Here is a 21,858-nt window from a genome sequence, read left to right as displayed (position 1 = left end):
CCCGGGGCCCGGCCGCAGCGGCGGGGCCGGCGGCCGGGCAGGTGGCCGTTCAGAAGAGGAAGTACCGCTGTGCCAGAGGGACTTCGGTGACGTAAGAGCGCGGCACGGTGGCACCGTTGAGTTCGGTGCGGGCGTCGCTCGTGGTCGCGCCGCCGATGGTGACCTCGAAGCTGTTGTGGTCGACTTCGAGGCTGTCAGGCACCGTGTCGTTCAGCTTCATGTGCTTCTTCTCGACGCTCCGGGTGCTCTCGATCGCTTCGAACTTCTTGCCGAGCCCGAGACCGTCGTACGTGTTGTTCGAGTCGGTCCCGCCGTTCAGCCGGAGCGCCACCTGCTCGTCGGCCACGAAGTTCACCGAGTTCTTCCCCGGGGAGCGGCTGGTGGAGCCCCAGACCGGGCGCGGCAGGTAGGGCTGCGGCGTTGTGATCGACGCGTTGGCGTCGCCGACCTGCGCGTAGGCGAGCTGGCCGCCCTTGAGGAGCATGTGCGGTTTGACGCCGAAGAACTTCGGCTCCCACAGCACCAGGTCGGCGAGCTTCCCGGTCTCCACGGAACCGACGTATTTGGCGATGCCGTGGGTGATCGCCGGGTTGATCGTGTACTTGGCAACGTACCGGCGCGCGCGGAAGTTGTCGTTCGGCTGCAGCTGCTGGTCGTTGAAGGAGTGGTCCGTGTCGTCGGTGATCGTGCGGACCTTCGCGGCTTCGAGGTCCTCCTTCAGCGCCCCGTAGCGGCACTTCATGACGTGCGCGGTCTGCCAGGTACGCATGACCATTTCGCCGATGCGGCCCATCGCCTGGGCGTCGGAGGACATCATCGAGATGGCGCCCATGTCGTGGAGGAGGTCCTCCGCGGCCATGGTGGACGGCCGGATCCGGGAGTCGGCGAAGGCCATGTCTGCCGGAATCTCCGGGTTGAGGTGATGGCACACGATCATCATGTCGACGTGCTCCTTGACGGTGTTGATCGTCAGCGGACGCGTCGGGTTGGTCGAGGCCGGCAGGACGTTCGGGTCCTTGACCAGCTCGATCATGTCGGGCGCGTGACCGCCGCCGGCACCCTCGACATGAAAGATGTGGATGGAGCGCGCCTTCTTCGCCGTGAACTTCCCATCTGTGTCCCTGGCGTCGCCTGTGAAGGCTGCCCGCGTGCTCTCCAGGAACCCCGACTCGTTCAGTGAGTCGGCGTGCAGCGCGAGCTGGACGCCGCGCTCTTCGCAGACGTCCAGGGCCCGGTCGATCACTGCGGGCGTGGCGCCCCAGTCCTCGTGGACCTTGAAGCCGCAGGCACCGGCGTCCACCTGTGCGTTGAGTTCGTGCTTGTTCATCGTGCTGCCCTTGCCGAGCAGGCCGATGTTGACGGGGAACTCATCCAGCGCCTCGAAGAGCCGCCTGATGTGCCACGCGCCCGGTGTCACGGTGGTGGCCGTACTGCCCTCGGCCGGTCCCGTCCCGCCGCCGATGAGGGTGGTCACGCCCGAGGCCAGGGCCTCGTGGATCTCCTCGGGGCAGATGAAGTGAACGTGGGTGTCCACGCCACCGGCGGTGAGGATCCGCCCGTTGCCGGAGATGACCTCGGTGCTCGGCCCGACCACGAAACTCTCCGGCGTCACCGGAACCGGCACCGCGTTGCCGACAGTCGTACGGTTCGGCATCTCGAACCTGTGGCTCGGAATCGGATCCATCGTCTCGGGGTTGTACGCCTTGCCGATGGCGGCGATCCTGCCGTCACGGATGCCGATGTCGGCCTTGACCACGCCCCACCAGTCGAGGATCAGCGCGCCTGTGATGACGGTGTCCACGGGCCTGTGGGCCGTGGCGTCGCCTTTGCTGTTCCGCCCGTCCCTGGCGAGGTGCGACATCCCCATCGACTCGCGGATCACCTTGCCGCCACCGAAGATCATCTCATTGCCGCTGTACGAAGGGCCGCCGCTCCAGTCGGCCTCGATCTCCAACGTGAGGTCGGTGTCGGCGAGCCGGACCCTGTCCCGCGTGGTCGGCCCGTACAGCGCGGTGTAATCCGCCCGCGTCAGCTCATTGCTCGGCTTCGGTCGGCCCTTGCCAGGCTTCGGCGCCTGGCCACGGCCTTGTCCCTGCGGATTACTCATCGGATGATCCCTTCGCGCAGCCCCTGGATCTTGGTGAGGTCGCTGGTGTTGCTGCCGCCGGCCGTGACATCACCCTGGATCTGCACCAGTTCCACGCAGCACTCGTCGCCCGGTTCGAAACGTACGGACGTGCCCGCGGCGATGTTGAGCCGCCGGCCCCTCGCCGCGTCGCAGTTCCAGAGGCTGCGGTCTTGGGGGACTGTCTGCCCGGCGGGGACCTCGACGCTGACGACCTTCAGCCCCGGGTTGACCTCGGCGAAGTGATAGTGGGAGCCGACCTGAATAGGACGGTCCGACTCGTTCTTCACCTTGATCTTCGTCCTGCCCGGCCCCGGCAAGGTGGTGGCGTCCGTCTGCAGGTTGACGCCCTGCGTCTCCCCGTCGAGGTGCACGTTGAAGCAGATCGCGTCGTACCGGGAGACTGTGTCGTCGTCCTCGTCGCAGCTGACGGACGAGTTGCCGCTGTCGTCGCAGTCGACCGGGGAGCCTGGCTTGCGGGGCGGCTGGGGGTGCTCGATCTTGCCCGGGTAGACCTCGGGTTCCTCCGTGGCCTCCGGGATGGGGTCATGGATCGTGACCAGCTTGGTGCCGTCCGGGAAGGTCGCCTCCACCTGGACGTTCTTGATCATCTCCGGGACGCCGTCCATCATGTCGTCACGTGTGAGCACCCGTCGGCCCGAGTCCATGATGTCGCTGACCGTCTTGCCGTCGCGCGCCGCCTCGAAGACGTGAACGGTCAGCAGGGCCATCGCCTCGGGGTAGTTCAAACGCAGCCCCCGGTCGCGACGCTTTCCTGCCACGTCGGCCGCCACGTGGATCAGCAAGCGCTCCTGCTCATGCGGAGTCAAATGCACGATGACTCGTCTCTGTTGTTCGGATTGTGCGTGCGACCGGGCATGCCAAGGTCACGGACAACGCTTTCCGGATGGCGACGGGCGCCCTTCGAGCATCGGCGGGGAAGATCGGCGAGACGGCCAAATGGCGGGTGCTCCACACCATCTGATGAAACTGTGGAGCACCCGGTTTCACCCTGCTGGGCAGGACAAGCGACCTGGAGATCCGTCTCTACGGCCTTCCTCTCACGCGCCTTGGCGACTGGCGGTGACAGGACTGCCGGAGGCCGTGGTCGGCTTGGGCTGGTCGGACTGGGTGCTGCCCCAGGTGTTGGTGAGAAAGTTGGCGGGTGGGCAGTAATCAGCGCGGCGGGGACGGTCGGGCTTCTGCAGCGGTACCCGGCCTGGCTGAGCGGGGCGGCTGTGCGCTTGGTCGGGGTGGTCAGGCCGGCGGAGGTCCACAACTCCGGCTATTGGACGTTGCGGAATAGGAACCGGTGATCATCCCTGGCCCGGCGCGACTGCCCTTGCTCACGGTCCAAGCCGCTCTAGCCGGCTTCTCCCAGGTAGCTCAGGGCTTCGCGGAAGTCATCGAGGGCGGGCCCGAACTCGCGAGCGGCGGTGTGGAAGGTCGATCGGTCTGTGAGAATCTGGGCCAGTACCGGGGCTCCGTATCTCGGATGGTGCTGGACCAGTCGGCGAGCCAGGCCCACACCGTCATCGAACAGGGAGCGCACTTGCTCCGCGAACAGATGGGTACGGTGCTCCCAGTAGACAGCGGAGCGGATTGGTGAGTACGCGGTGTAGCCGGACCCCTTCGGCCAGGTGTCGCTCCGGATCTTCGGCGGCTCGAGGGGCAAGGGCGTCCACCGCTTCGCGCAGAGCGATGCGGCTGTCGAAGTAGCGCCGTTTGGCATCAGGGGACCACTGCATCGGCGTAGTTCCCGAAGGCGGAAGCGGCCCGCCTGCCGTCGGTGGCTCGCTGACGGGGCCGGCGGAGGACAGCTGAACCGCCCAGTAGGACGTCTGATAGCCGCTCCAGGATTTGCGCTCGCCGGGCGCGCTCAACGGCGGAACCCGGCCTTGGGCCAAGGCCCCTCCGCTGCTGCCTCCGAGCTGCCGTCCATGCCGTTGAAGCTGAGGGGGAGAATGCGCTGGCCCGCGGGAATGGCCACCCCTGCCATCCGCCGACGGGGCGTCGTAAGGAGGCGACCAGCGGGTCGAATGACCGTGGGCCGACTGCCTTGAGTCGTGGGTGAGCTCGGGGGTCGGGCGGGCGGTCGCCGAGTGTGGGTGTGGCAAGGCCGTCCACTGCCACCGTGGGGTACGGGACCCGTGGACATCCGGGTGTCGGACGGCGTCCGGCCGGCACCCGGATGTTCCAAGGAGGTTCGGGCGGCTACTTCTCCGTCAGCGGTGTGACGGCGATCTGGTCGATCACCGGGGCGTAGGGGGATCGCTGGTCGAGCTGGTTGTAGGTGTCGCCGTCGAAGTCGGGCAGTTCCTCGGCCGTGAAGGTGATCCGGTTCGTGCCCTTCTTCAGGGTGAGGGGGACGGTCAGGTCCCGGAAGCTGTTGAAGTGGAAGGTGGTCGGGAACAGGGCCCTGTGGGCCGGGCCGTTGTTGACCGAGATGTCGGCGTGGCGGGCGATCGGGTCGGGGTTGTAGTGGGTGGCGGGGAGCTGTTCGGCGTTGGAGTAGCGGATGGTCACCGCGTGCCGTCCGGATCTGGCGGCCACCACGTCGATGGTGAGGGCGTTGGCGGTCCCGTTGCCGATGTCGGTGACGGACTTGCCGCCTGCGGCGAAGGTGTACGCCTCGGTGGCCTTGGCGGCCCCGGAGGCGCTGCCGTCCTCCGCCTGGTAGACGGTGGGTACCAGCGTGCCCTGCGAGGGCGACACCCGCAGCCGGTCGAGGACCAGGTCGCGGGAGGTACCGGTGACGGTGATCTTGTTGATGCCCGCGGACAGGAACATCTTGACCGTCTCCGTGCGCGGCTTGCCGTTTCCGATCCGGGGGACGTCGAGTTCCTCGCCGTTGAGTGACAGGCTTGCCCGGCCGCCGCCGAGGTGGTCGAGGGAGACGGTGGCCTCACCGTCGGTGGGGGAGTGGACCCAGAAGGTCGCGGAGGCGTCCGCGGGCAGCGGCACCGCGCCCGGCCCGGAGGCCTCGGGGTAGCTGTAGCCGGGCCGGGTTCCGGTGAGCGTGGCGTACTCGGCCTCGTAGATCGCCGGCTGGGTGACGTGCTCGTCGCGCAGGGCCAGGTCGATCTTGTCGATGATGGCGTCGCCCTTGGTGACGCCCAGGTCCGCGTCCTTCGCGGAAAGCGTGATCCTGTGCTTGCCGGCGGTCAGCTTCACGGTGGTGTCGGTGTGCCCCCAGACCACCCACTTGTAACCGAGCGTCAGGCGCAGCTCCTGCGGGTCCTTGCCGTCGACGCGCAGGAAGACGTTGGTGGGGCCCTGTTCCTTAACCCGGCCGTCCAGGTTGTAGGAGTTGGCGAAGACGCTCAGGTCGTAGGCGCCGTCCTGCGGTACGTCCACGTCGAAGGCGAGCACGCCGTCGGAGCCGGTGCGCAGTCCGCCGACGTTGTAGTTGCCGCTTGTCGCGAACTTGCCGACGTTGGAGGGTGTGCCCTCGGGACCGTTCTTGGAGTAGCCGCCGCCGGTGTAGGTGGCGTTCTCCGCCTCGTAGGACTTCCGCCAGCTGACGGAGGGCTCGGCCGGCTCTCCGCCGTTTCCGCCGGGGGAGAGGATGACCTGGTAGGCGGACATCTCGTTCATGCCGGTCATCGGCAGGGTCACCGTGCCGTCCGCGCCGACGGTGACCTCCTGGTCCGCCAGTCGCTGGGGCTGGGCCGAGTCACCGACCTGCCCGGTCCACGGGATCTCCTGCACGGTGGCGTGCACCGTCGTCCCGAACAGCTTCGGGTCGATGTTGTCGAAGACGATGTCCGCGTCGCCGCTCTTGCCGCCGAAGATCGCCCGGGACTGCTTCTTGTCGGCGTCCAGCGTGGCCACGCCCTGGAGGGTGTACTGCTGGTTCGGATGGGGAGCGGTCACCTGGACGGTGTGTCCGGACATCTGGCCGTAGGCGTTGAACAGCCACCACTGGCCGTTGCCCTTGTTGGCGTCGACGGCCGAGTCGTTGAGGTTGCCGTCGATGTTCCAGTACGCCAGGTCGGCGTCGATCTTCGACTCCTCGATGGCGGAGACCCACTGGACGACCTGGCCGGGCACGGACAAGTGGTAGTTGTGGCCGTACTCGTTGACATTGATCGGCAGCGGGTCGATACCGACCTCCTTCTCCCACCGCCGGTACTTCGCGACGCTGGTGCGGACCGCGGCGGGGCTGGACAGCTCGTGCCAGGTCATCACGTCCGGGACGACGTCGTTGGCCTTGGCGTACTGCAGGAAGCCCTTGACCTGGTCGAAGAGGAGGGAGGTGTTCGGGCCCGCGATCCGCGCGTCCGGGTCCAGGCTCTTGATGAGGCGGTAGGTCTCCTTCCACGCCTCGAAGAAGTACTGCGGATCGTTCAGCCAGGAGACGTTGTTGTAGCTCCACGCGCCCGAGCCGAACATGTTCCCCTCGGGTTCGTTGAAGGGGACGTAGACGACGTGGTCCTGGTAGTCGCCTGTCGTCCTGACCTGGGCGACCTGCTTCCTGATCTTCTCCTTGAAGTCCGCGAGCCGCTCGGGGCCGTTGGCGCCCGGCCACTGGTACGGGAACCCGCGGTAGATGTCGGTCATGTAGATGTAGACGTCCTTGCCGCCGGAGTCCACGAACGGGGGCAGGATCTCCAGGGCGTCCGCACCCGGGTGCTGCGGACCGTCCTGCGCCTTGGTGGACACCGTGCGCAGGTTCATGCCCTCGATGAGGTTGCGGCTGGGCGCCCCGTCGCCGTAGATCCCGTACAGCGAGCCGCTCGCCCCGCCGTGGAAGGCACCGGTGTCGGTGGCCAGGTCGATGACGAGCTGTTCCGGACCGGCCGCCTGTGCCGGGCTCGCGGAGGGCACGGCGAGCATGGTGGCGAGGGCTGCGGCCGTGATGACGCCGGCTCCCGTCGTTCTCTGTCGTTGTCTCACTGAGGTCTCCGTGGATTCCGTGGCATCTCGGATGCTGGATCCGATGCGTTTCGTACGGGACGGGGCCGGTCCGTGCGGTGGTCTGGTCCGGCCACGTTCCGCCAGGGGCGAATCGGTTCGACATTGGGCCGCGCGACAGGAGTCGCCCCGGTTCACCGGCGCTCAGGCTCCGGGTAGCCGGACGCACTCGGCCGGCCTTCGGGGAGAGGACCGCGTGCCCTGGCGGCGGGTGTGCCGAGTCGGCGAGGCACCGCCGCCACGTACGAGTGCGACGGTCACTGGGTGGCATCCGCCGCCTGGAGGGGGAGCTCCGGGCGGCGGATGTATAGGGGGTATGGGCCCCGGCGACGCTCCGAGGCGTGGGTGGCGCCTCGATAGCGGTCTTGGCCTGTCGACGCTTTGTCGAACCGGTTCGGGGAAGCTAGCACCGGGGAAACCGGCCAGCAATACCCCCGACACGATTCTTTTCAGCCGCGTACGGCCGGCCGCCCTGACGGGGGAGGGGTGCTGCCGACCGCCGATTACGGCTCCTGGCCTGCCGGTAAGTGTGCGCAAGCCCAGGCTGGCCAGGAGTCATGCCTCCGCACACCGAAGTTTCCAGGCCGTTACGGAAAATTTCACACGGGGCGTTGACACCCGTCTTGGTTGCTCTTACCTTCACTTCACGCGAACCGGTTCGATGGTCGGTATCCGGCCGATCTTGTTCTCAGGAATCATCGAACCGATTCGACTGCTCTCTGTGAGGAGTCCCCGTGAACATCGGCGAGATCGCCAAGCGGGCCGGTGTTTCGCGGAGCACCGTGTCGTATGCCCTGAGCGGGAAGCGACCGGTGTCCGAGGACACCCGGCAGAAGGTCCAGCGGGTCATCGACGAGCTGGGTTACCAGCCCAATGCCAGTGCGCGGGCGCTGGCCAACGGCCGGACCAACACCATCGGTCTGGTCTTCCCCCCGGCCGGGAACCACTACACCGGCATGCAGCTGGACTTCATCGGCAGCGTCACCGAGGCCGCCGCGGCCTACGACTACGACGTACTGCTTTCTCCGAGCGGTGTGGACAGCGACCGCTCGTTCCAGCGGCTGCTGGGCGAGCGGCGGGTCGACGGCGCGATCCTGATGGAGATCCGACTGCGGGACGACCGCCTCGACCACCTCACCGCGGTGAATTTCCCCTCCGTCGCCATCGGCCGCACCGCCCACCCGGAGGGCAGCTGGTGGGTGGGCCTGGACCACACGGCCCTGGCGGCGGCCTGTGTGCACCACCTGGCGGACCTGGGCCACCGTCGGGTGGCCTTCGTCAACCGGCCCGAGCAGCTCCTACGGGCGGGGTACGAGTCCGCCCACCGGGGCCTCGAGGGGTTCACCAAGGCCGCGGCGGAACGCGGGCTGACCGTCCGGACGTACTGCTGCGAGGACGACGCCGCCTCGGGCCTCGCCTGCCTGGAACGGATCCTGCACGACGACCCCGCCACCACGGCCCTGGTCACCTTGAACGAGGCCGCGCTCGGCGGCCTCTACCGGGGGCTGGTCCAGGCCGGCCGCCATGTGCCGCGCGACTTCTCCGTCACCGGAGTGGTGGCCAGCAGATGGGCGGAGACGGTGACCCCGCAGCTCACCGCGGCGGACGTACCGGCGGAGCAGATGGGCCGCCTCGCCGTCGAGCTGCTCGTGGAGCGGCTCGACCACCCCGACGCACCGGCCCGGAATCACCTGCTCGCGCCGCCGATCTCGTTGCGAGCGAGCACCGGACCCACCGGCACCACTCCAGCCGACCCCGCTGCCTCCACGCACCCCTGACCGTCCTCCCGCACCCTCCCCCTTCAGCCTCCGCATCCCCTACCGGCCGGCCCGGCAGTTCACCCCCCGAGTCCGGCGAGTTCAGCAGCCACCGATCACCTGTCCCAGGGCACACCTGTGCCGATCCCAGGGCACGCCTGTGCCAATAACCATGAGGAACACGCCATGAACCGATCTGCCAGACGGCGTCTCACCGCCGCAGTTCTGACCGTCGTCACCGTCACCGCCGGCGCCAGTGCGTGCTCCTCCGGCTCGGGCGACACCTCCACGAAGGCCGCGGGCGGCGGTACGTACACGATCTGGGACCCGTACCCGCAGTTCAACAAGGGCTCGGCGTGGGCGAAGCTGCTGGACGACTGCGGCAGCAAGGCCGGTGTGAAGATCAAGCGGACCGCGTTCGACACCAGCGACCTGACGAACAAGGCACTGCTGGCGGCGCAGCAGGACAACTCCGCGGACGTCCTCATCGTCGACAACCCGGTCGTCTCCACCCTGGCCGAGGCCGGCCTGCTGACCACGACCGACGACAACAAGATCGACACCTCGGCCGTCGACGCCAACCTGCTCGGGGCCGGCCAGTCGGGCGGTAAGACGTACGGCACTCCGGTCGGCGCCAACACCCTGGCCCTCTACTACAACAAGGAGGTCCTCAAGAAGGCCGGCGTGGACATCGAGTCGGTGAAGGACTGGGACTCGCTGACGGCGGCGCTGGCGAAGGTCGACAAGGCCGGGAAGAAGGGCATCACGTTCTCGGCGATCGGGACCGAGGAGGGCAGCTTCCAGTTCCTGCCGTGGTTCTGGGGCTCGGGAGCGCAGCTCACCGACATCGGCTCGACCGAGGCGGTGTCCGCGCTGTCGCTGTGGAAGAAGTGGCTGGACAAGGGCTACGCCCCCAACTCGGTGATCAACAACACCCAGACGACCAGCTGGCAGGAGTTCGCGACCGGCGACTACGCGTTCGCCGAGAACGGCACCTGGCAGCTCGCCAACGCGCAGAAGGCCGGCTTCGACTACGGCGTCATCCCCGTCCCCGGCGCCGACGGCGGCAACGCGGCCGCCCCGACCGGCGGCGAGTTCGTCACCGTCCCGGTCCAGGGAGAAACCGGCCGCTACGCCACCTCTCAGAAGCTCGTGACCTGCCTGACCAGCACCGACAACCTCCTCGCCACCGACACGACCCTGTCGTACGTCGCCCCCACCACCGAGGTCCAGGACAAGCAGGTCGCGGCGAACGCCGAGCTGAAGCCGTGGGTCGACGCGGTCAAGGCGGCCAAGGGACGCACCAGTGACGACCTGGGCACCAAGTACCCCAAGATCTCCGAGCAGATGTGGAAGGCCGTCCAGTCCGCCCTCAGCGGGTCCCAGTCACCCAAGGACGCTCTGACGGCCGCCCAGTCCGCCGTCAAGTAACCGGGACTCCGGCCAGCCGATGAAGCACACCACACAGTCGACGGACCGCCGGCCCGTGCGCGACCGGAACGGAGCGGCGAACGCCGCCGCTCCGCCCCCGGCCGGCGCCACGGCCCGGCGCCGTCCCACCTCCCCACAGTGGGCCGCCTGGGCGTTCCTCGCCCCGGTCGTCCTCTACCTCGTCCTCTTCTACGCCTATCCGCTCTACCGCAACATCGACCTGAGCCTGCGGAACTACACCGTGCGCTCCTTCGTCCAGGGCGACGCGCCGTTCACGGGCCTGGCGAACTACCGGACCGTCCTCGACGACCCGGCCTTCGCCCCCGCACTCCTGCACACCGCGGTGTTCACCACCGTGTGCCTGGTCTTCCAGTACGCGATCGGCCTGGCGCTCGCGGTCTTCTTCCACCAGCACTTCCGGCTCTCGGCCACCCTTCGCGCCTTGTTCCTGGTGCCGTGGCTGCTGCCGCTGATCGTGTCGGCGTCCACCTGGTCGTGGATGCTGAACAGCGACTCCGGCATCGTCAACGCCGTACTGCACGCGGTCGGTATCGGACCGGTGAACTGGCTGACCTCACCGTCCTGGTCACTGGCCTCGGTGATCATCGCCAACATCTGGATCGGCGTCCCCTTCAACCTCGTCGTGCTCTACAGCGGCCTGCAGTCCATCCCCACCAGCCTGTACGAGGCCGCCTCCCTCGACGGCGCGGGCCCCTGGCGACGCTTCTGGAGCATCACCTTCCCGCTCCTTCGTCCGGTGTCCGCCATCACCCTGCTGCTGGGCCTGGTTTACACGCTCAAGGTCTTCGACATCATCTGGATCATGACCAAGGGCGGTCCGGCGGACTCGTCCACGACCTTCGCCACCTGGTCCTACCAGCTCGGCTTCGGCAACCTGCTGCCCGCCTTCGGCCCCGGCGCGGCCGTCGGCAACCTGCTCGTCGTCGCCGCCCTGGTCTTCGGCCTGGTCTACGTCCGAGTCCAGCGAAAGCAGGCGCTGTCATGACGAGTGCACAGACGGTCCTGAACCGGCGCCCCCGTACGTGGTGGAAGACGGTCATCGGTCTCCTGCTGACCGCGGTCATGCTGTTCCCGGTCTACTGGATGCTGAACGTGTCCTTCACCCGCGACCAGGACATGCGCAAGAGCCCGCCGGACCTGTTCCCCGCCCACGCCACGCTGGAGGGCTACCGGGCCGTCGTCGACCAGCAGTTGCCCTACCTCGGCACCAGCCTCGTCATCGGCCTGGGCACCGTGGCCCTGACCGTGGCGCTGGCCGCACCCGCCGGATACGCGCTGGCCAAACTGCGCCCGCGTGGCGGGGGAGTCCTCAACTTCGTCCTGCTGGCGGCCCAGATGATCCCCGGCATCATCATGGCGATGGGCTTCTACGCCATCTACCTCCAGCTCGGTCTGCTCCAGTCGATGCCCGGCCTGATCGTCGCCGACTCCACGCTGGCCGTCCCCTTCGCCGTACTCATCTTCACCGCGTTCATGTCCGGGATCCCCGGCGAACTGCTCCAGGCCGCGAAGACGGACGGAGCCGGTCCCCTGCGCACCTTCTGGTCTATCGTCCTGCCGATGAGCCGCAACTCGATCGTCACGGTCTCGTTGTTCGCCTTCCTGTGGTCCTGGTCCGACTTCATCTTCGCCAGCACCCTGGTCAACGGAGGTGCCCACGAGCCGATCACCCTCGGCATCTACCAGTACATCGGCAACAACAACCAGGAGTGGAACGCCATCATGGCCACCGCCGTCGTGGCCTCGCTGCCCGCCGCGGTCATCCTCGTCCTCGCCCAGCGCTACGTCGCCGCCGGCGTGACCGCCGGCGCAGTCAAGGACTGACGCCGGACCACCCGGCTCGCGCGCCCGCGGGTGCCGTGGCGCCGCCCGGCAGACCGCCGACCACCCCCACTCAAGAAATGAGTGCCGCCTTCATGACCGCCGCCTCATCCGGCCCGGCCTTCTCCGTTCACGACATCCCCTTCAGCACGCACGGATCCTGGTTCGGCATCTCTCCCGTGCTGGCGGAGAAGACGCGCGCCGAGGACCTCCACCTCGTCTCGCACCAGAACGGCATGCACGCCGTCCTGCGCCTCGTCCCCCTCGACGCGGCGACGGGCGAGCGGGCCGAGACCACCGTCCGGGCGACGCCGAGCCTGCTCAGCTGGACCGGCACGGACGGGCGTATCGATCTCGCCTACGAGTCGCCGGACACCGTCCGCGTGCGCGGCGAGGGAGTGGGCCTGCGCGTCACCGCGGCGGTGAAGGCCCTGACCCCCTTCAGCGGCACCTACTTCTACCGTGACCCGGTGGACGACGCGCATGTGTTCACCTCCTACGAGACCGGGCGCCGCTACCGGGTCACCGTGCTGTCCGGCACGCTTGCCGACGTGTCCGGTGCACAGACCCTGGGCGCAGGTGAGCGCGGTCTGACGGTCACCGCCGGGGCCGACGGCTCGTGGGAGGTCGCGGTCGAGGAACTCGACAGCGCGCGACAGCCCTTCCGCTCGTCGTCGACGTTCGGCGAGGTCATGGAGGCCGCACGGCAGTCGTTCGCCGAGTTCGTCGACACGGTCGCCCCGTGGCGCTCCGCCGCCACGCCGGCCGCCGAACTCGCCGCTTACGTGGTGTGGTCCGCGACCGTGCGTCCGGCAGGTCTGGTCACCCGGCCCGCCGTACTGATGTCCAAGCACTGGATGGACAAGGTGTGGAGCTGGGACCACTGCTTCAACGCCCTCGCCCTGGCCCCCGGATCACCCCGCCTGGCCTGGGACCAGTTCTCCCTGCCGTTCGACCACCAGGACGAGGCAGGGGCCCTGCCCGACTCCGTCACCCACTCCGAGGTCCTCCACAACTTCGTCAAACCGCCCATCCACGGCTGGACCCTGGGCCACCTGCGCAGGCGGCTCCCCGAGCCTCCCGGCCGGACGGAACTGGCCGAGGCGTACGACAGACTCGCGCGCTGGACGGACTTCTGGCTCACCGCACGGCGCGCACCTGGCGCGAGCCTGCCCCACTACCAGCACGGCAACGACAGCGGCTGGGACAACGCCACCACCTTCGACCCCCAACGCGTGGCCGTCACCGCCGATCTGGCCGCCTTCCTCATCCTCCAACTGCACGAACTCGCCGACCTGGCCGCCGAACTGGACCGGCCCGACGACGCCCACACCTGGACGCGTACGGCTGACGCGACCCAGGCCGCGATGCTCGACCAGCTCTGGACCGGCGAACGGTTCGTCGCCCGCGGTGTGGACAGCGACGACACCTGGAGCAGCTCCAGCCTGCTCGACCTGATGCCCATCGTGCTGGGCGAGCACCTGCCAGAAAGCGTCAGCGGTGTGCTGGCCGACCGGATCGAGGCTCATCTGACCCCGCACGGCCTGGCCACCGAACTTCCCACCTCGCCGCACTACCTCTCCGACGGCTACTGGCGAGGCCCGATCTGGGCCCCCGCCACGGTCCTCGTCGAGGACGGCCTGCGCCGCGCCGGCCACCGGCGTCTGGCGGACGAGATCAGCGCCCGCTTCCGCGCCCTGTGCGAGACCTACGGTTTCGCCGAGAACTTCGACGCCCTCACCGGGACCGGCCTGCGCGACCGCGCCTACACCTGGACCGCCAGCAGCTACCTCCTCCTCGCCCGCGACCACCAACAGCGCCGCGCGGACGCCGGGACCGACACCACCGTCGCCTGACCAGCGAAGCGACAACCCACCCACACGTCCGGCACGGGGGCCGGCGCAGCAACAACCAGCCGTACCCCTGAAGGGACGTAAGCACATGCCAAGAATCGGGCAAAGGCGCTCGACCGCGAGACGTCTTCTCCACGGCATCACCAGAACGCTGATTCCGCTGACCGTCATGGCCGGCGTCACCACCGTGACGGCAACACCGGCCGCCGCCGCCACCCCCACCCTCACCGTCGACCTGGGCACCACCACCGGAGCCCTCCACTACGGCGCCTCCGGCGCGCTGTACGGCCTGTACGGCCCGGACGTACCGACCAACAACCTCATCGAGGGGATGGGCCTCCAGACCGCCAACACGAAGGCCCAGGACGGACAGCAACACCCGGGCTCGGACGCGCTGGAGATCGCCAAGCCCTTCCTGGACAGCGGTGGCAAGGACGTCATGATCTACATGACGGACGTGTACCGCACGTTCAGCTACGAACGCACCAGCTACGCCGCCTACCAGGCAGCCATGAGGACCCAGATCGAGCAGGTGATGGCCAGCCCCTACAAGGACCGCATCGTCCTCGTCCCCTACAACGAACCCGACGGTATGTGGTTCCAGGGCATGCGTACCCAGGCCGGGCCGCTGGCCGCCTTCAACTCCGAGTGGCGCCAGACCTACAACTTCATCAAGGGCATCTGGCCCCAGGCGCGGCTGGCCGGCCCCAACACCTCCAGCTACACCGAGTCCTCCCTCAAGGGCTTCCTCACCTACTGCAAGGCCAACAACTGCCTGCCGGACGTCGTGACCTGGCACACCCTGGGCAGCCCGGAGGACGTGCGCAGCACCGTCGACAACTACCGCGCGGCCGAGACCTCGGTGGGGATCGGCTCGCACCTGCCGATCAACCTCAACGAGTACGCCTTCCGCTACCACCTGACCGACCCCGGCCAGATGGTCCAGTGGATCTCGGCCATGGAGGACAAGAAGATCGACGGCAACCTGCCGTACTGGAACATCAACGGCAACCTCGGCGACTCCGCCGCCGCCCAGAACACCCCCAACGCCCAGTGGTGGCTGTACAACTGGTACACCTCCATGAGCGGCGACACCGTCAAGGTCACCGGCGCCGAAAATGACGCCGCGTACACCCTCCAGGGCCTGGCGAGCCTGGACACGGCCAAGAAGCAGGCCCGCGTCATCCTCGCCGGGGGCGGCACCAGCGGTGACTCGAACACGGTCATCAAGAACATCGACCCCGCGGTCTTCGGCAGCACCGTGCACGTCAGCGTCTTCCAGGACCGCTACAGCGGCTACATCGGCGCGGCGGCCACCCCGACCCGGCTCTCCGACGCCGATGTCGCCGTGGGCGCCGACGGCTCGATCACCGTGCCCGTCACCCTCGACGCGATGTCCGCGTACGAGGTGATCGTCTCCCCGGGCGGCACCGGCAGCACCACCGCCTCCGACAGCACCTGGACGGGCACGTACGAGGCCGAGAACGCCACGCTCAGCGGCAGCGGCTACAACATCAACACCGAGGGCACCACCAGCAGGCTCGACAAGTTCGCCACCTCCGGCACCAAGGACGTCGGCGGCCTGCGCACCGGCTCGACCACGGTGATCTCCTTCCCCGTCTCCGTCCCCACCACCGGCGACTACGACCTGTCGGTGTTCGGCAACAGCTACGCCAAGGACGCCGACGTCAAGGGCCCGACGAACGTGTACGCGCGGGTCGACGGCGGCCCTTCGACCAGGGTCGACATACCGGTGGGCTTCCAGTGGGTGGTGTGGGGGCACAGCGACACCACCGTGCACCTCACCGCGGGCAGCCACACCATCACCCTGGCCACCACCGGTGACAACGGCGCGAACACGGTCGGCGACGCCATCGTCGACAAGATCGACCTGCGGTACAAGGACGCCGCGGTCCAGGGCACCACGCTCTACGAGGCCGAGCAGGCCAACCTCTCGGACAGCGGCACCGCCACCTACACCTCCCAGGGCCAGTCAGGCGCGGGCGCGGTGAACCTCACCTCCGGCAAGTCCGCCACGTTCTGGGTGTACTCCGAGCGGGACGGCTACGCGGACCTGACGGCCCGCTACCGCAACACCGGCCAGGCCGACCTCACCGTCAACGGCAAGGCGACCGACGACCAGACCCTCGCCGGCGCGACGACCGGCGCATGGTCCACCTCCGCCAACCGGGTCTACCTGAACAGCGGCATCAACAAGGTCAAGGTGACCGGCACCGGTGGCACCCTCGCCCTGGACCGCCTTGCAGTCACCCCGTTCAGCGCCACCAACGCCGTCACCACCAGCAACGTCGTCACCTACCAGGCCGAGAACGGCGCCCTCGCCGGCACCGCGGACGCCGACACCACCTACAGCCAGGCCAACGGCGGCGTCGTCACCGGCATCGGCAACGGAACCGCCAACTCCCTCAGCCTCAACGTCAACGCGCCCGAGGCCGGCACTTACGCCATGACCATGCGCTACGCCAACGCCGAGGAACTGCCCTCCAACCACTACAACCCCGACCTGTACGCCGAGCACGCCGACGTCAGCGTCAACGGCGGTGCCGCCAAGCGCGTCAACTTCGCCAGCACCCTGCACTGGAACCAGTTCAACGACTACACCGTCCCCGTCACCCTCACCAAGGGCACCAACACCGTCAGGTTCACCGCCTCACAGCTCTACGACTACGACGGCACCACGATCGGCAAGGTCTACTCCGGCGGCGGCAGCGACATCGGCCAGCCCATGCGCTCCAGCTCCGCGCCCCACCTCGACCAGGTCTCCTTCGCTCCGGCGAGTGTGCACATCGGCGCCTCGACCGGCTTCTCCTCCACGGCCGTCGCCCAGCACAGCGGGCTCTGCCTGGAAGACCCCGCCAAGTCCACCGCGGACGGCACCCAGTACGAGCAGAACACCTGCGGAAGCGGCCAGGAACAGCGCTTCGACTTCCACCCCGTCAGCGGCGCGACCGACACCTACACCGTCGTCAACCACTCCAGCGGCAAGTGCCTGGACATCTCCGCCTACTCCACCGCCAACGGGGCCGCCGTCCAGCAGTGGACCTGCCACGGCGACACCAACCAGCGGTTCACCCTCAGGCCCGTCACCGCGCTCGGCAACAGCCAGGACTATCAACTGGTCGCCGTCAACAGCGGCAAGTGTGTCGACGTCAGCAACATATCGACCGCCTCCGGCGCGAAGATCCACCAGTGGCCCTGCGACTCCGCGAGCACGCTGAGCACCAAGAAGAACCAGATCTGGCGCCTGCTCGGCAAGAGCTGACGCCCGGCATCCTGTGGGGTCCTCCGGTCGGTTCCGGCGGACTCCCACAGGTCAGCTTGAGCCCGACGCGTACCCGATGCCTCGCAAGTCGCGAGGCATCGGGTACGGCCGTGAGCGGCTCAGCGAGAGAGTGCCCAGCGCGGCAGGCGGCGTTCGCGGAACGCGCGCACGCCTCCACAGCGGGGAGCGGATGTAGCGCACCGCCTCGGCCCCGCCGTGCGGGCGGCCGAGGACGCCCTGGCGGCCGCCGGCTCTGCGGAGGCGGGTGTCCTTGCAGTCCATGTGGTGGACGTGGTCGGAGAAGCCGGTGACGAACGACATCACGTCGATGCCCGAGGCCTGGTCATACTCCGCTCGCCCGCAGGTTCTCGCCGTTCTCCACCGCCGCCTTGATTCGGCCCAGGGTGGTGCGCATTCCGGCTCGGTTGACCGTGGCGCGGCCGGCCGGCGGGATGCCGGTGAAGACCAGGCCGAGGAGTTTGGCCACGGGAGCGCTGCTGCCGGAGCGCAGGTCGTCCCAGTACTCCGTGACCTGGCTGCCGCCCTCACGGGCCTCGAAGCGGTAGCCCCACAGCGCCACCGGCATACCGAACGTCCGTACCTCGAAGGCGAATTCACGGTCCTTGTCGGCGCGTACGACGCGACACGAAGTGAACCAGATCCACACCCGCCGACGGTTGAAACCGATGAATCGCGACCCGACGTCGAACCGTCGGCTCGACGACCACACGCCCATGCATTCCGGGCTCCATGAGCCCATGCGCCGCACATCGCTCACCGCGCGGTATACGGATTCGGCGGGTGCGGCGACAAAGGCGCTCTCCTCGACCGTGTGTCTCTCCATCAACTCTCCACATGTGTACGGACGGGCAGGGAACGTACCCCACGATGGAGCATGCTGGGCCGCCGGGTCAGCCCTTCCGGGGAGATCGCCAGGTCCAGAACGGGGAAGCGCGCGAGGAGCCGTCCGAAGGCGATCTCGCTCTCGGCCCTGGCGAGCGGAGCGCCCACACAGTGGTGGATGCCGTGGCCGAACGCGAGATGGCCGGTCGCGGAGCGGGTGACGTCGAGTGCGTCCGGGTCGGGGTAGCGGGCCGCGTCCCGGTTGGCCGCCAGGAGCCCGACGAAGACGAACTCGTCGGCCGGAATGGTCACGTCGCCGACGGGGATCGCGTCGGTGGTGCGCCGGAAGTGACTGATGTTGGCAGACCCGTCGAAGCGCAGGAACTCCTCGACGGCGCCCGGCAGCAGCGACGGATCGGCGCGCAGTTCGGCGAGCTGGTCCGGATTGCGCAGCAGGGCGAGAGTGCCGTTGCCGATGAGGTTGACCGTGGTGTCGAAGCCGCCGACGAAGAGCACGACGGCGAGGGAGACGACCTCCTCGTGACTGAGCCGGTCCTCGCCGTCGGCCGCGAGGATCAGCGAACTGAGCAGCCTGTCGTCGGGCTCGGCGCGTTTAGCCTCGACGATCGCGCTCACCAGGGTCAGCAGCGCGTTCGACGCCTTGTTCACCACGTCCCGGTCGGCGTCGGAGGTCAGGATCTCGGATGTGTCGCGGAACTCGGCGCGGTCGCCCTCCGGGACCCCGAGCAGTTCGGAGATGACCGTGCTGACCAGGGGCGCCGCGTAGTCGGCGACGATGTCGAACTCGGTGCGGCCGGTCAGTGAGTCGAGCAGCTCGTCGGCGATCTCCTCGATCCTGGGGCGCAGTCGGTTCACCTGTCGCATGGTGAACGCCCTGCCGACGAGGCCGCGCAGTCGCGTGTGGTCCGGCGGATCCATGTTGATCATGGACTGCTGGATCGAGTGGGAGTAGTCGCGCTGCCGGCTCATGTCGGTCTGGTGGAGCTCGAAGAGATGCCCGGCGTCGGCCATGTTCTTGCTCAGCCGCGGGTCGGCGAGCAGGGCCCGGCCGTCCTCGTAGGAGGTGATCAGCCAGACCTTCAGACCGGTGGGCAGGATGGCCCGGTGGACCGCGCCCTCCTTGCGGAGCCGGTCGTAGACGGAGTGCGGATCGCGGACGAAGTCGGCGCCGAGCACCACGGGTTCGGTCGTGGGGGATGACATGGGTTGACCGCCTTTCACAGGGCTGTTTCTCGCGGGAGGGCTGTCCCAGGGGAGTCCCGGGCCTTGGGAGGGGCCTCGGGGGCTTGGGACGGTCGCGGTTCCTTGGGGATTCGGTCAGCGGAGACGGTCGCCGAGGCGGAGCGCGATCCGGTCGACGGTTCTCGTCATCCGGGCGGTGTCGAGGGGCCGTACCCAGATCAGGACGCGGTCGACGCCGACGGCCTCGTAGGCGTCGACATCGCGGATCTCACCGCCGAAAAGGGTGACGGGGAGGGGCTCGTCGCTCCCGGGCTTGCGGGCGGTCTTCTTGAACTCGGCGATCTGGTCGAGGACTCCGGGGCGGGCCATGGGGATCCACTCGTCGCCGTACGCGAGGACGCGCTCGGTGACGCCGGGGCCGTTGCCGCCGACGAGTACCGGCGGGTGGGGTGCCCGGACGGGCTTGGGCCAGGACGTGATGTCGGCGAAGTCGACGAACTCGCCGTGGTAGGAGGCGATGTCCTGGGTCCAGATCTCCCGCATGGCCTCGACGCGCTCCCGCATGACCTGCCAGCGGTCGTCGGGGTTCGTGCCGTGGTTGCGCAACTCCTGCTTGATCCAGCCCGGCCCCACCCCGAAGTTCATCCGGCCGCCGGAGAGCACGTCCACCGACGCGACCGCCTTGGCGGTGACGATGGGGTCGCGCTCCGGGACCAGCAGGATCGCGGTGCCGATCTGCAGGGTCGAGGTGGCCTGCGCGAGGGCGCCCAGGGCGACGAACGGGTCCATGCCGTTCCTGAACTCCGGCGCGAGGTTCGCGACGTCGTCCTTCTCGGGCGTGACAGCCGGGATGTGGGTGTGGTCGGGCACGAACAGGGACTCGAAGCCCCGGTCCTCCAGGAGGGGACCGAGGTCACCGGGCGCGATGGCGTCCCGGGTGGGAAACATGACGAAGCCGAACTTCATGACGGGCCGTCCTTCTTCAGCCCGCGTGGGCCGACGGGCCCGAGGGGGCTGCCGTGCCCGCCCGGGACGACGTGTACTCGGCCGCCAGCCGCTGCCGGCCGAGCTTGCCGCTGGGCAGTACCGGCAGTTTCTCGACGACGCTGATCTCGCCGGGATGCTTGTACGCGCCGATACGGCCGGACAGATGCTCCAGCAGCGCCGTCGGCTCGACCCGGCGCCCCGGCTCCGGTTCGACCAGCGCGACCGCGCGTTCGCCGGTGAGGGTGTCGGGTACGCCGAAGACGAGGGCGGCCGCGACATCGGGGTGCGCGGCGATCGCCTGCTCGATCTCCAGCGGCGAGATCGGATAGCCCTCGACCATGATCAGATCCTTCTTGCGGCCCACGAACAACAGACAGCCGTCCTCCCGTCGCCGGACGACGTCGCCGCTGGCGAGCCACTCCGTACGGTCGAAGCGGTCCACTCCGGTCCCGTTCCACGACCCGACGGGCCGGGACGGGGTGCGCAGCAGCAGTTCACCCGTCTCCTCGCCCTCCTCGCCGTCCTCAGTGTCGACCCGCACCTCCACACCGGGCAGCGGCCAGCCGATGGACGGCACGTCGACGGCTTCGATCCGCGGCTGTTCGATCACGGGCGCGGCGGTCTCCGTCATGCCGTAGACGCCCGTCAGGGAGGCCCCGAAGGTCTCCGCGAAGTCCCGGCTCAGCTCGATCGGGCAGGCGTCCCCTCCGGCCACACACCTCGTCCCCGCCAGGCCGGGCGCCGGTTCGGCGGCGGCACGGGCCTCGGCGAGCAGGGCGCGGAAGGTGGTCGGCGCGCCGCCGATCCAGCCGAAGCGGTGGGTGCGCAGCATGCGCAGGATGACGTCCGGGGTGTTCGTCGCCGTCAGGGCCAGGGGACGACCCCGGCGCAACGAGGTGAGCAGGACGAGGATGCCCCACGGGTTCATCAGGTTGATCATGTAGTACGTGGCGTCGGCGTGCCCGACGCCCTGAGCCTCCGTCAGGTCCAGGCCGGCTTCCAGGGTGGCCTGGGACAGCACGAGGCTCTTGGGCCGTCCGGTGGTGCCCGAGGTGTAGAAGATGGCGGCGAGTTCGTCCGGGCCGATGCCGTCGGCGGGGGAGGGGCCGTCCGCGAGGAGGCCGCTCCACGGCTCGGTCGTCGTGGTTCCCGAGGAGTCGAGGATCCACGCGCGCTCGATCGTCTCGCGCTTCTCGATCACATGCGCGCACGGCCCGTGGACCTCGGCCTCGCCGAGATAGAACCGGGGCGCGCTGTCTTCGATCAGCTGGTCCACCTCGCCCGCCGACAGCTTGTGGCTCACCGGCACGATCACCGCGCCGACCCGCAGACAGGCGTAGTAGACCGAGACCAGCTCGTACCGGTTGGAGAGGTGCACCGCGACCCGCTCACCCGTGCGCAGGCCGGCCCGCAGCAGCCCGGCGGCGACCCGGTCGGCGAGGCCGAGCACGGCCCCGTACGACACGGCGTCGTCGAGGGTGACCAGTGCGGGCGCGTCCGGTTGCCGGAGTGCGACCTGCTGGAAGTCCGAGAAGATTGACATGGGTTCCTCCGGTGGATCGCCGAGCGGGGGCCCCTCGGGACGGAGCGCCGCTGGTGCTCGTGCGGTCCGGGTCG

The 21,858-nt window shown here is 68.7% G+C and carries 15 protein-coding genes and 1 pseudogene; 6 read left to right on the top strand and 10 right to left on the bottom strand.

All coding sequences use genetic code 11. From position 1 onward, the window contains the following. Nucleotides 1-49: 49 nt before the first annotated feature. The 5 genes and pseudogenes from OG622_RS07230 to OG622_RS07210 all read right to left on the bottom strand — a co-directional run bounded on the left by OG622_RS07230 (nt 50) and on the right by OG622_RS07210 (nt 6,964). A complete protein-coding gene (locus tag OG622_RS07230) occupies nt 50-2,107 on the bottom strand; it encodes an urease subunit alpha (protein WP_371574180.1) in 2,058 nt (685 codons plus the stop codon). Continuing rightward, the gene (locus tag OG622_RS07225; protein WP_371584024.1) at nt 2,104-2,667 is read right to left on the bottom strand and encodes an urease subunit beta; all 564 of its coding nucleotides are present in this window, start codon (nt 2,665-2,667) and stop codon (nt 2,104-2,106) included. Before OG622_RS07225 ends, OG622_RS07230 begins: the two co-directional genes overlap by 4 nt. After that, nucleotides 2,665-2,961 (bottom strand): annotated as a pseudogene (locus OG622_RS07220) (urease subunit gamma); the annotation flags it as partial. The pseudogene OG622_RS07220 and the gene OG622_RS07225, both read right to left, overlap by 3 nt. A gap of 527 nt (nt 2,962-3,488) precedes the next feature. Next, the gene (locus OG622_RS07215) at nt 3,489-3,800 is read right to left on the bottom strand and encodes a hypothetical protein (RefSeq protein ID WP_371574179.1); all 312 of its coding nucleotides are present in this window, start codon (nt 3,798-3,800) and stop codon (nt 3,489-3,491) included. A gap of 539 nt (nt 3,801-4,339) precedes the next feature. Beyond that, on the bottom strand, nt 4,340-6,964 hold the full coding sequence (locus OG622_RS07210) for a cellulosome protein (protein WP_371584023.1): 2,625 nt from the start codon (nt 6,962-6,964) through the stop codon (nt 4,340-4,342). An 812-nt stretch (nt 6,965-7,776) separates the two neighbouring features. On the opposite strand from OG622_RS07210, the gene OG622_RS07205 reads away from it, so the two are divergent. From OG622_RS07205 to OG622_RS07180, 6 genes are all read left to right on the top strand, one after another. Continuing rightward, on the top strand, nt 7,777-8,820 hold the full coding sequence (locus OG622_RS07205) for a LacI family DNA-binding transcriptional regulator (protein ID WP_371574178.1): 1,044 nt from the start codon (nt 7,777-7,779) through the stop codon (nt 8,818-8,820). Between the two features lie 165 nt (nt 8,821-8,985). Continuing rightward, nucleotides 8,986-10,230 (top strand): extracellular solute-binding protein, encoded by a 1,245-nt coding sequence (locus tag OG622_RS07200; protein WP_371574177.1) that lies wholly within the window; start codon nt 8,986-8,988, stop codon nt 10,228-10,230. 19 nt (nt 10,231-10,249) lie between these two features. Further along, nucleotides 10,250-11,236: a carbohydrate ABC transporter permease gene (locus tag OG622_RS07195; RefSeq protein ID WP_371574176.1), complete on the top strand. Its 987-nt coding sequence runs from the start codon at nt 10,250-10,252 to the stop codon at nt 11,234-11,236. Next, a complete protein-coding gene (locus OG622_RS07190) occupies nt 11,233-12,075 on the top strand; it encodes a carbohydrate ABC transporter permease (RefSeq protein ID WP_371574175.1) in 843 nt (280 codons plus the stop codon). The genes OG622_RS07195 and OG622_RS07190 overlap by 4 nt, the downstream gene beginning before the upstream one ends. Before the next feature lie 92 nt (nt 12,076-12,167). Next, on the top strand, nt 12,168-13,928 hold the full coding sequence (locus OG622_RS07185; protein WP_371574174.1) for an amylo-alpha-1,6-glucosidase: 1,761 nt from the start codon (nt 12,168-12,170) through the stop codon (nt 13,926-13,928). Nucleotides 13,929-14,013: 85 nt separating this feature from the next. Next, nucleotides 14,014-17,208, top strand: a complete 3,195-nt coding sequence (locus OG622_RS07180) for an RICIN domain-containing protein (RefSeq protein WP_371574173.1) — start codon at nt 14,014-14,016, stop codon at nt 17,206-17,208. 51 nt (nt 17,209-17,259) lie between these two features. On the opposite strand, the gene OG622_RS07175 is transcribed toward OG622_RS07180, so the two are convergent. From OG622_RS07175 to OG622_RS07155, 5 genes are all read right to left on the bottom strand, one after another. Then, entirely contained in the window at nt 17,260-17,529 is a 270-nt protein-coding gene (locus tag OG622_RS07175; protein ID WP_371574172.1) for a hypothetical protein, read from the bottom strand. A gap of 22 nt (nt 17,530-17,551) precedes the next feature. Continuing rightward, on the bottom strand, nt 17,552-18,052 hold the full coding sequence (locus tag OG622_RS07170; RefSeq protein WP_371574171.1) for an SRPBCC family protein: 501 nt from the start codon (nt 18,050-18,052) through the stop codon (nt 17,552-17,554). Beyond that, nucleotides 18,052-19,275: a cytochrome P450 gene (locus OG622_RS07165; protein WP_371574170.1), complete on the bottom strand. Its 1,224-nt coding sequence runs from the start codon at nt 19,273-19,275 to the stop codon at nt 18,052-18,054. The genes OG622_RS07170 and OG622_RS07165 overlap by 1 nt, the downstream gene beginning before the upstream one ends. Before the next feature lie 114 nt (nt 19,276-19,389). Then, nucleotides 19,390-20,220 carry an LLM class F420-dependent oxidoreductase gene (locus tag OG622_RS07160; protein ID WP_371574169.1) on the bottom strand — a complete coding sequence of 277 codons (831 nt, stop codon included), beginning with the start codon at nt 20,218-20,220 and terminating at the stop codon, nt 19,390-19,392. Between the two features lie 16 nt (nt 20,221-20,236). Then, nucleotides 20,237-21,784, bottom strand: a complete 1,548-nt coding sequence (locus OG622_RS07155; protein ID WP_371574168.1) for a class I adenylate-forming enzyme family protein — start codon at nt 21,782-21,784, stop codon at nt 20,237-20,239. Nucleotides 21,785-21,858 lie beyond the last annotated feature (74 nt).

Source organism: Streptomyces sp. NBC_01314 (genome assembly GCF_041435215.1).
Taxonomy (GTDB): domain Bacteria; phylum Actinomycetota; class Actinomycetes; order Streptomycetales; family Streptomycetaceae; genus Streptomyces.
The sequence above is the reverse complement of the archived record's forward strand: the minus strand, read 5'-3'. Positions and strand labels throughout refer to the sequence as shown.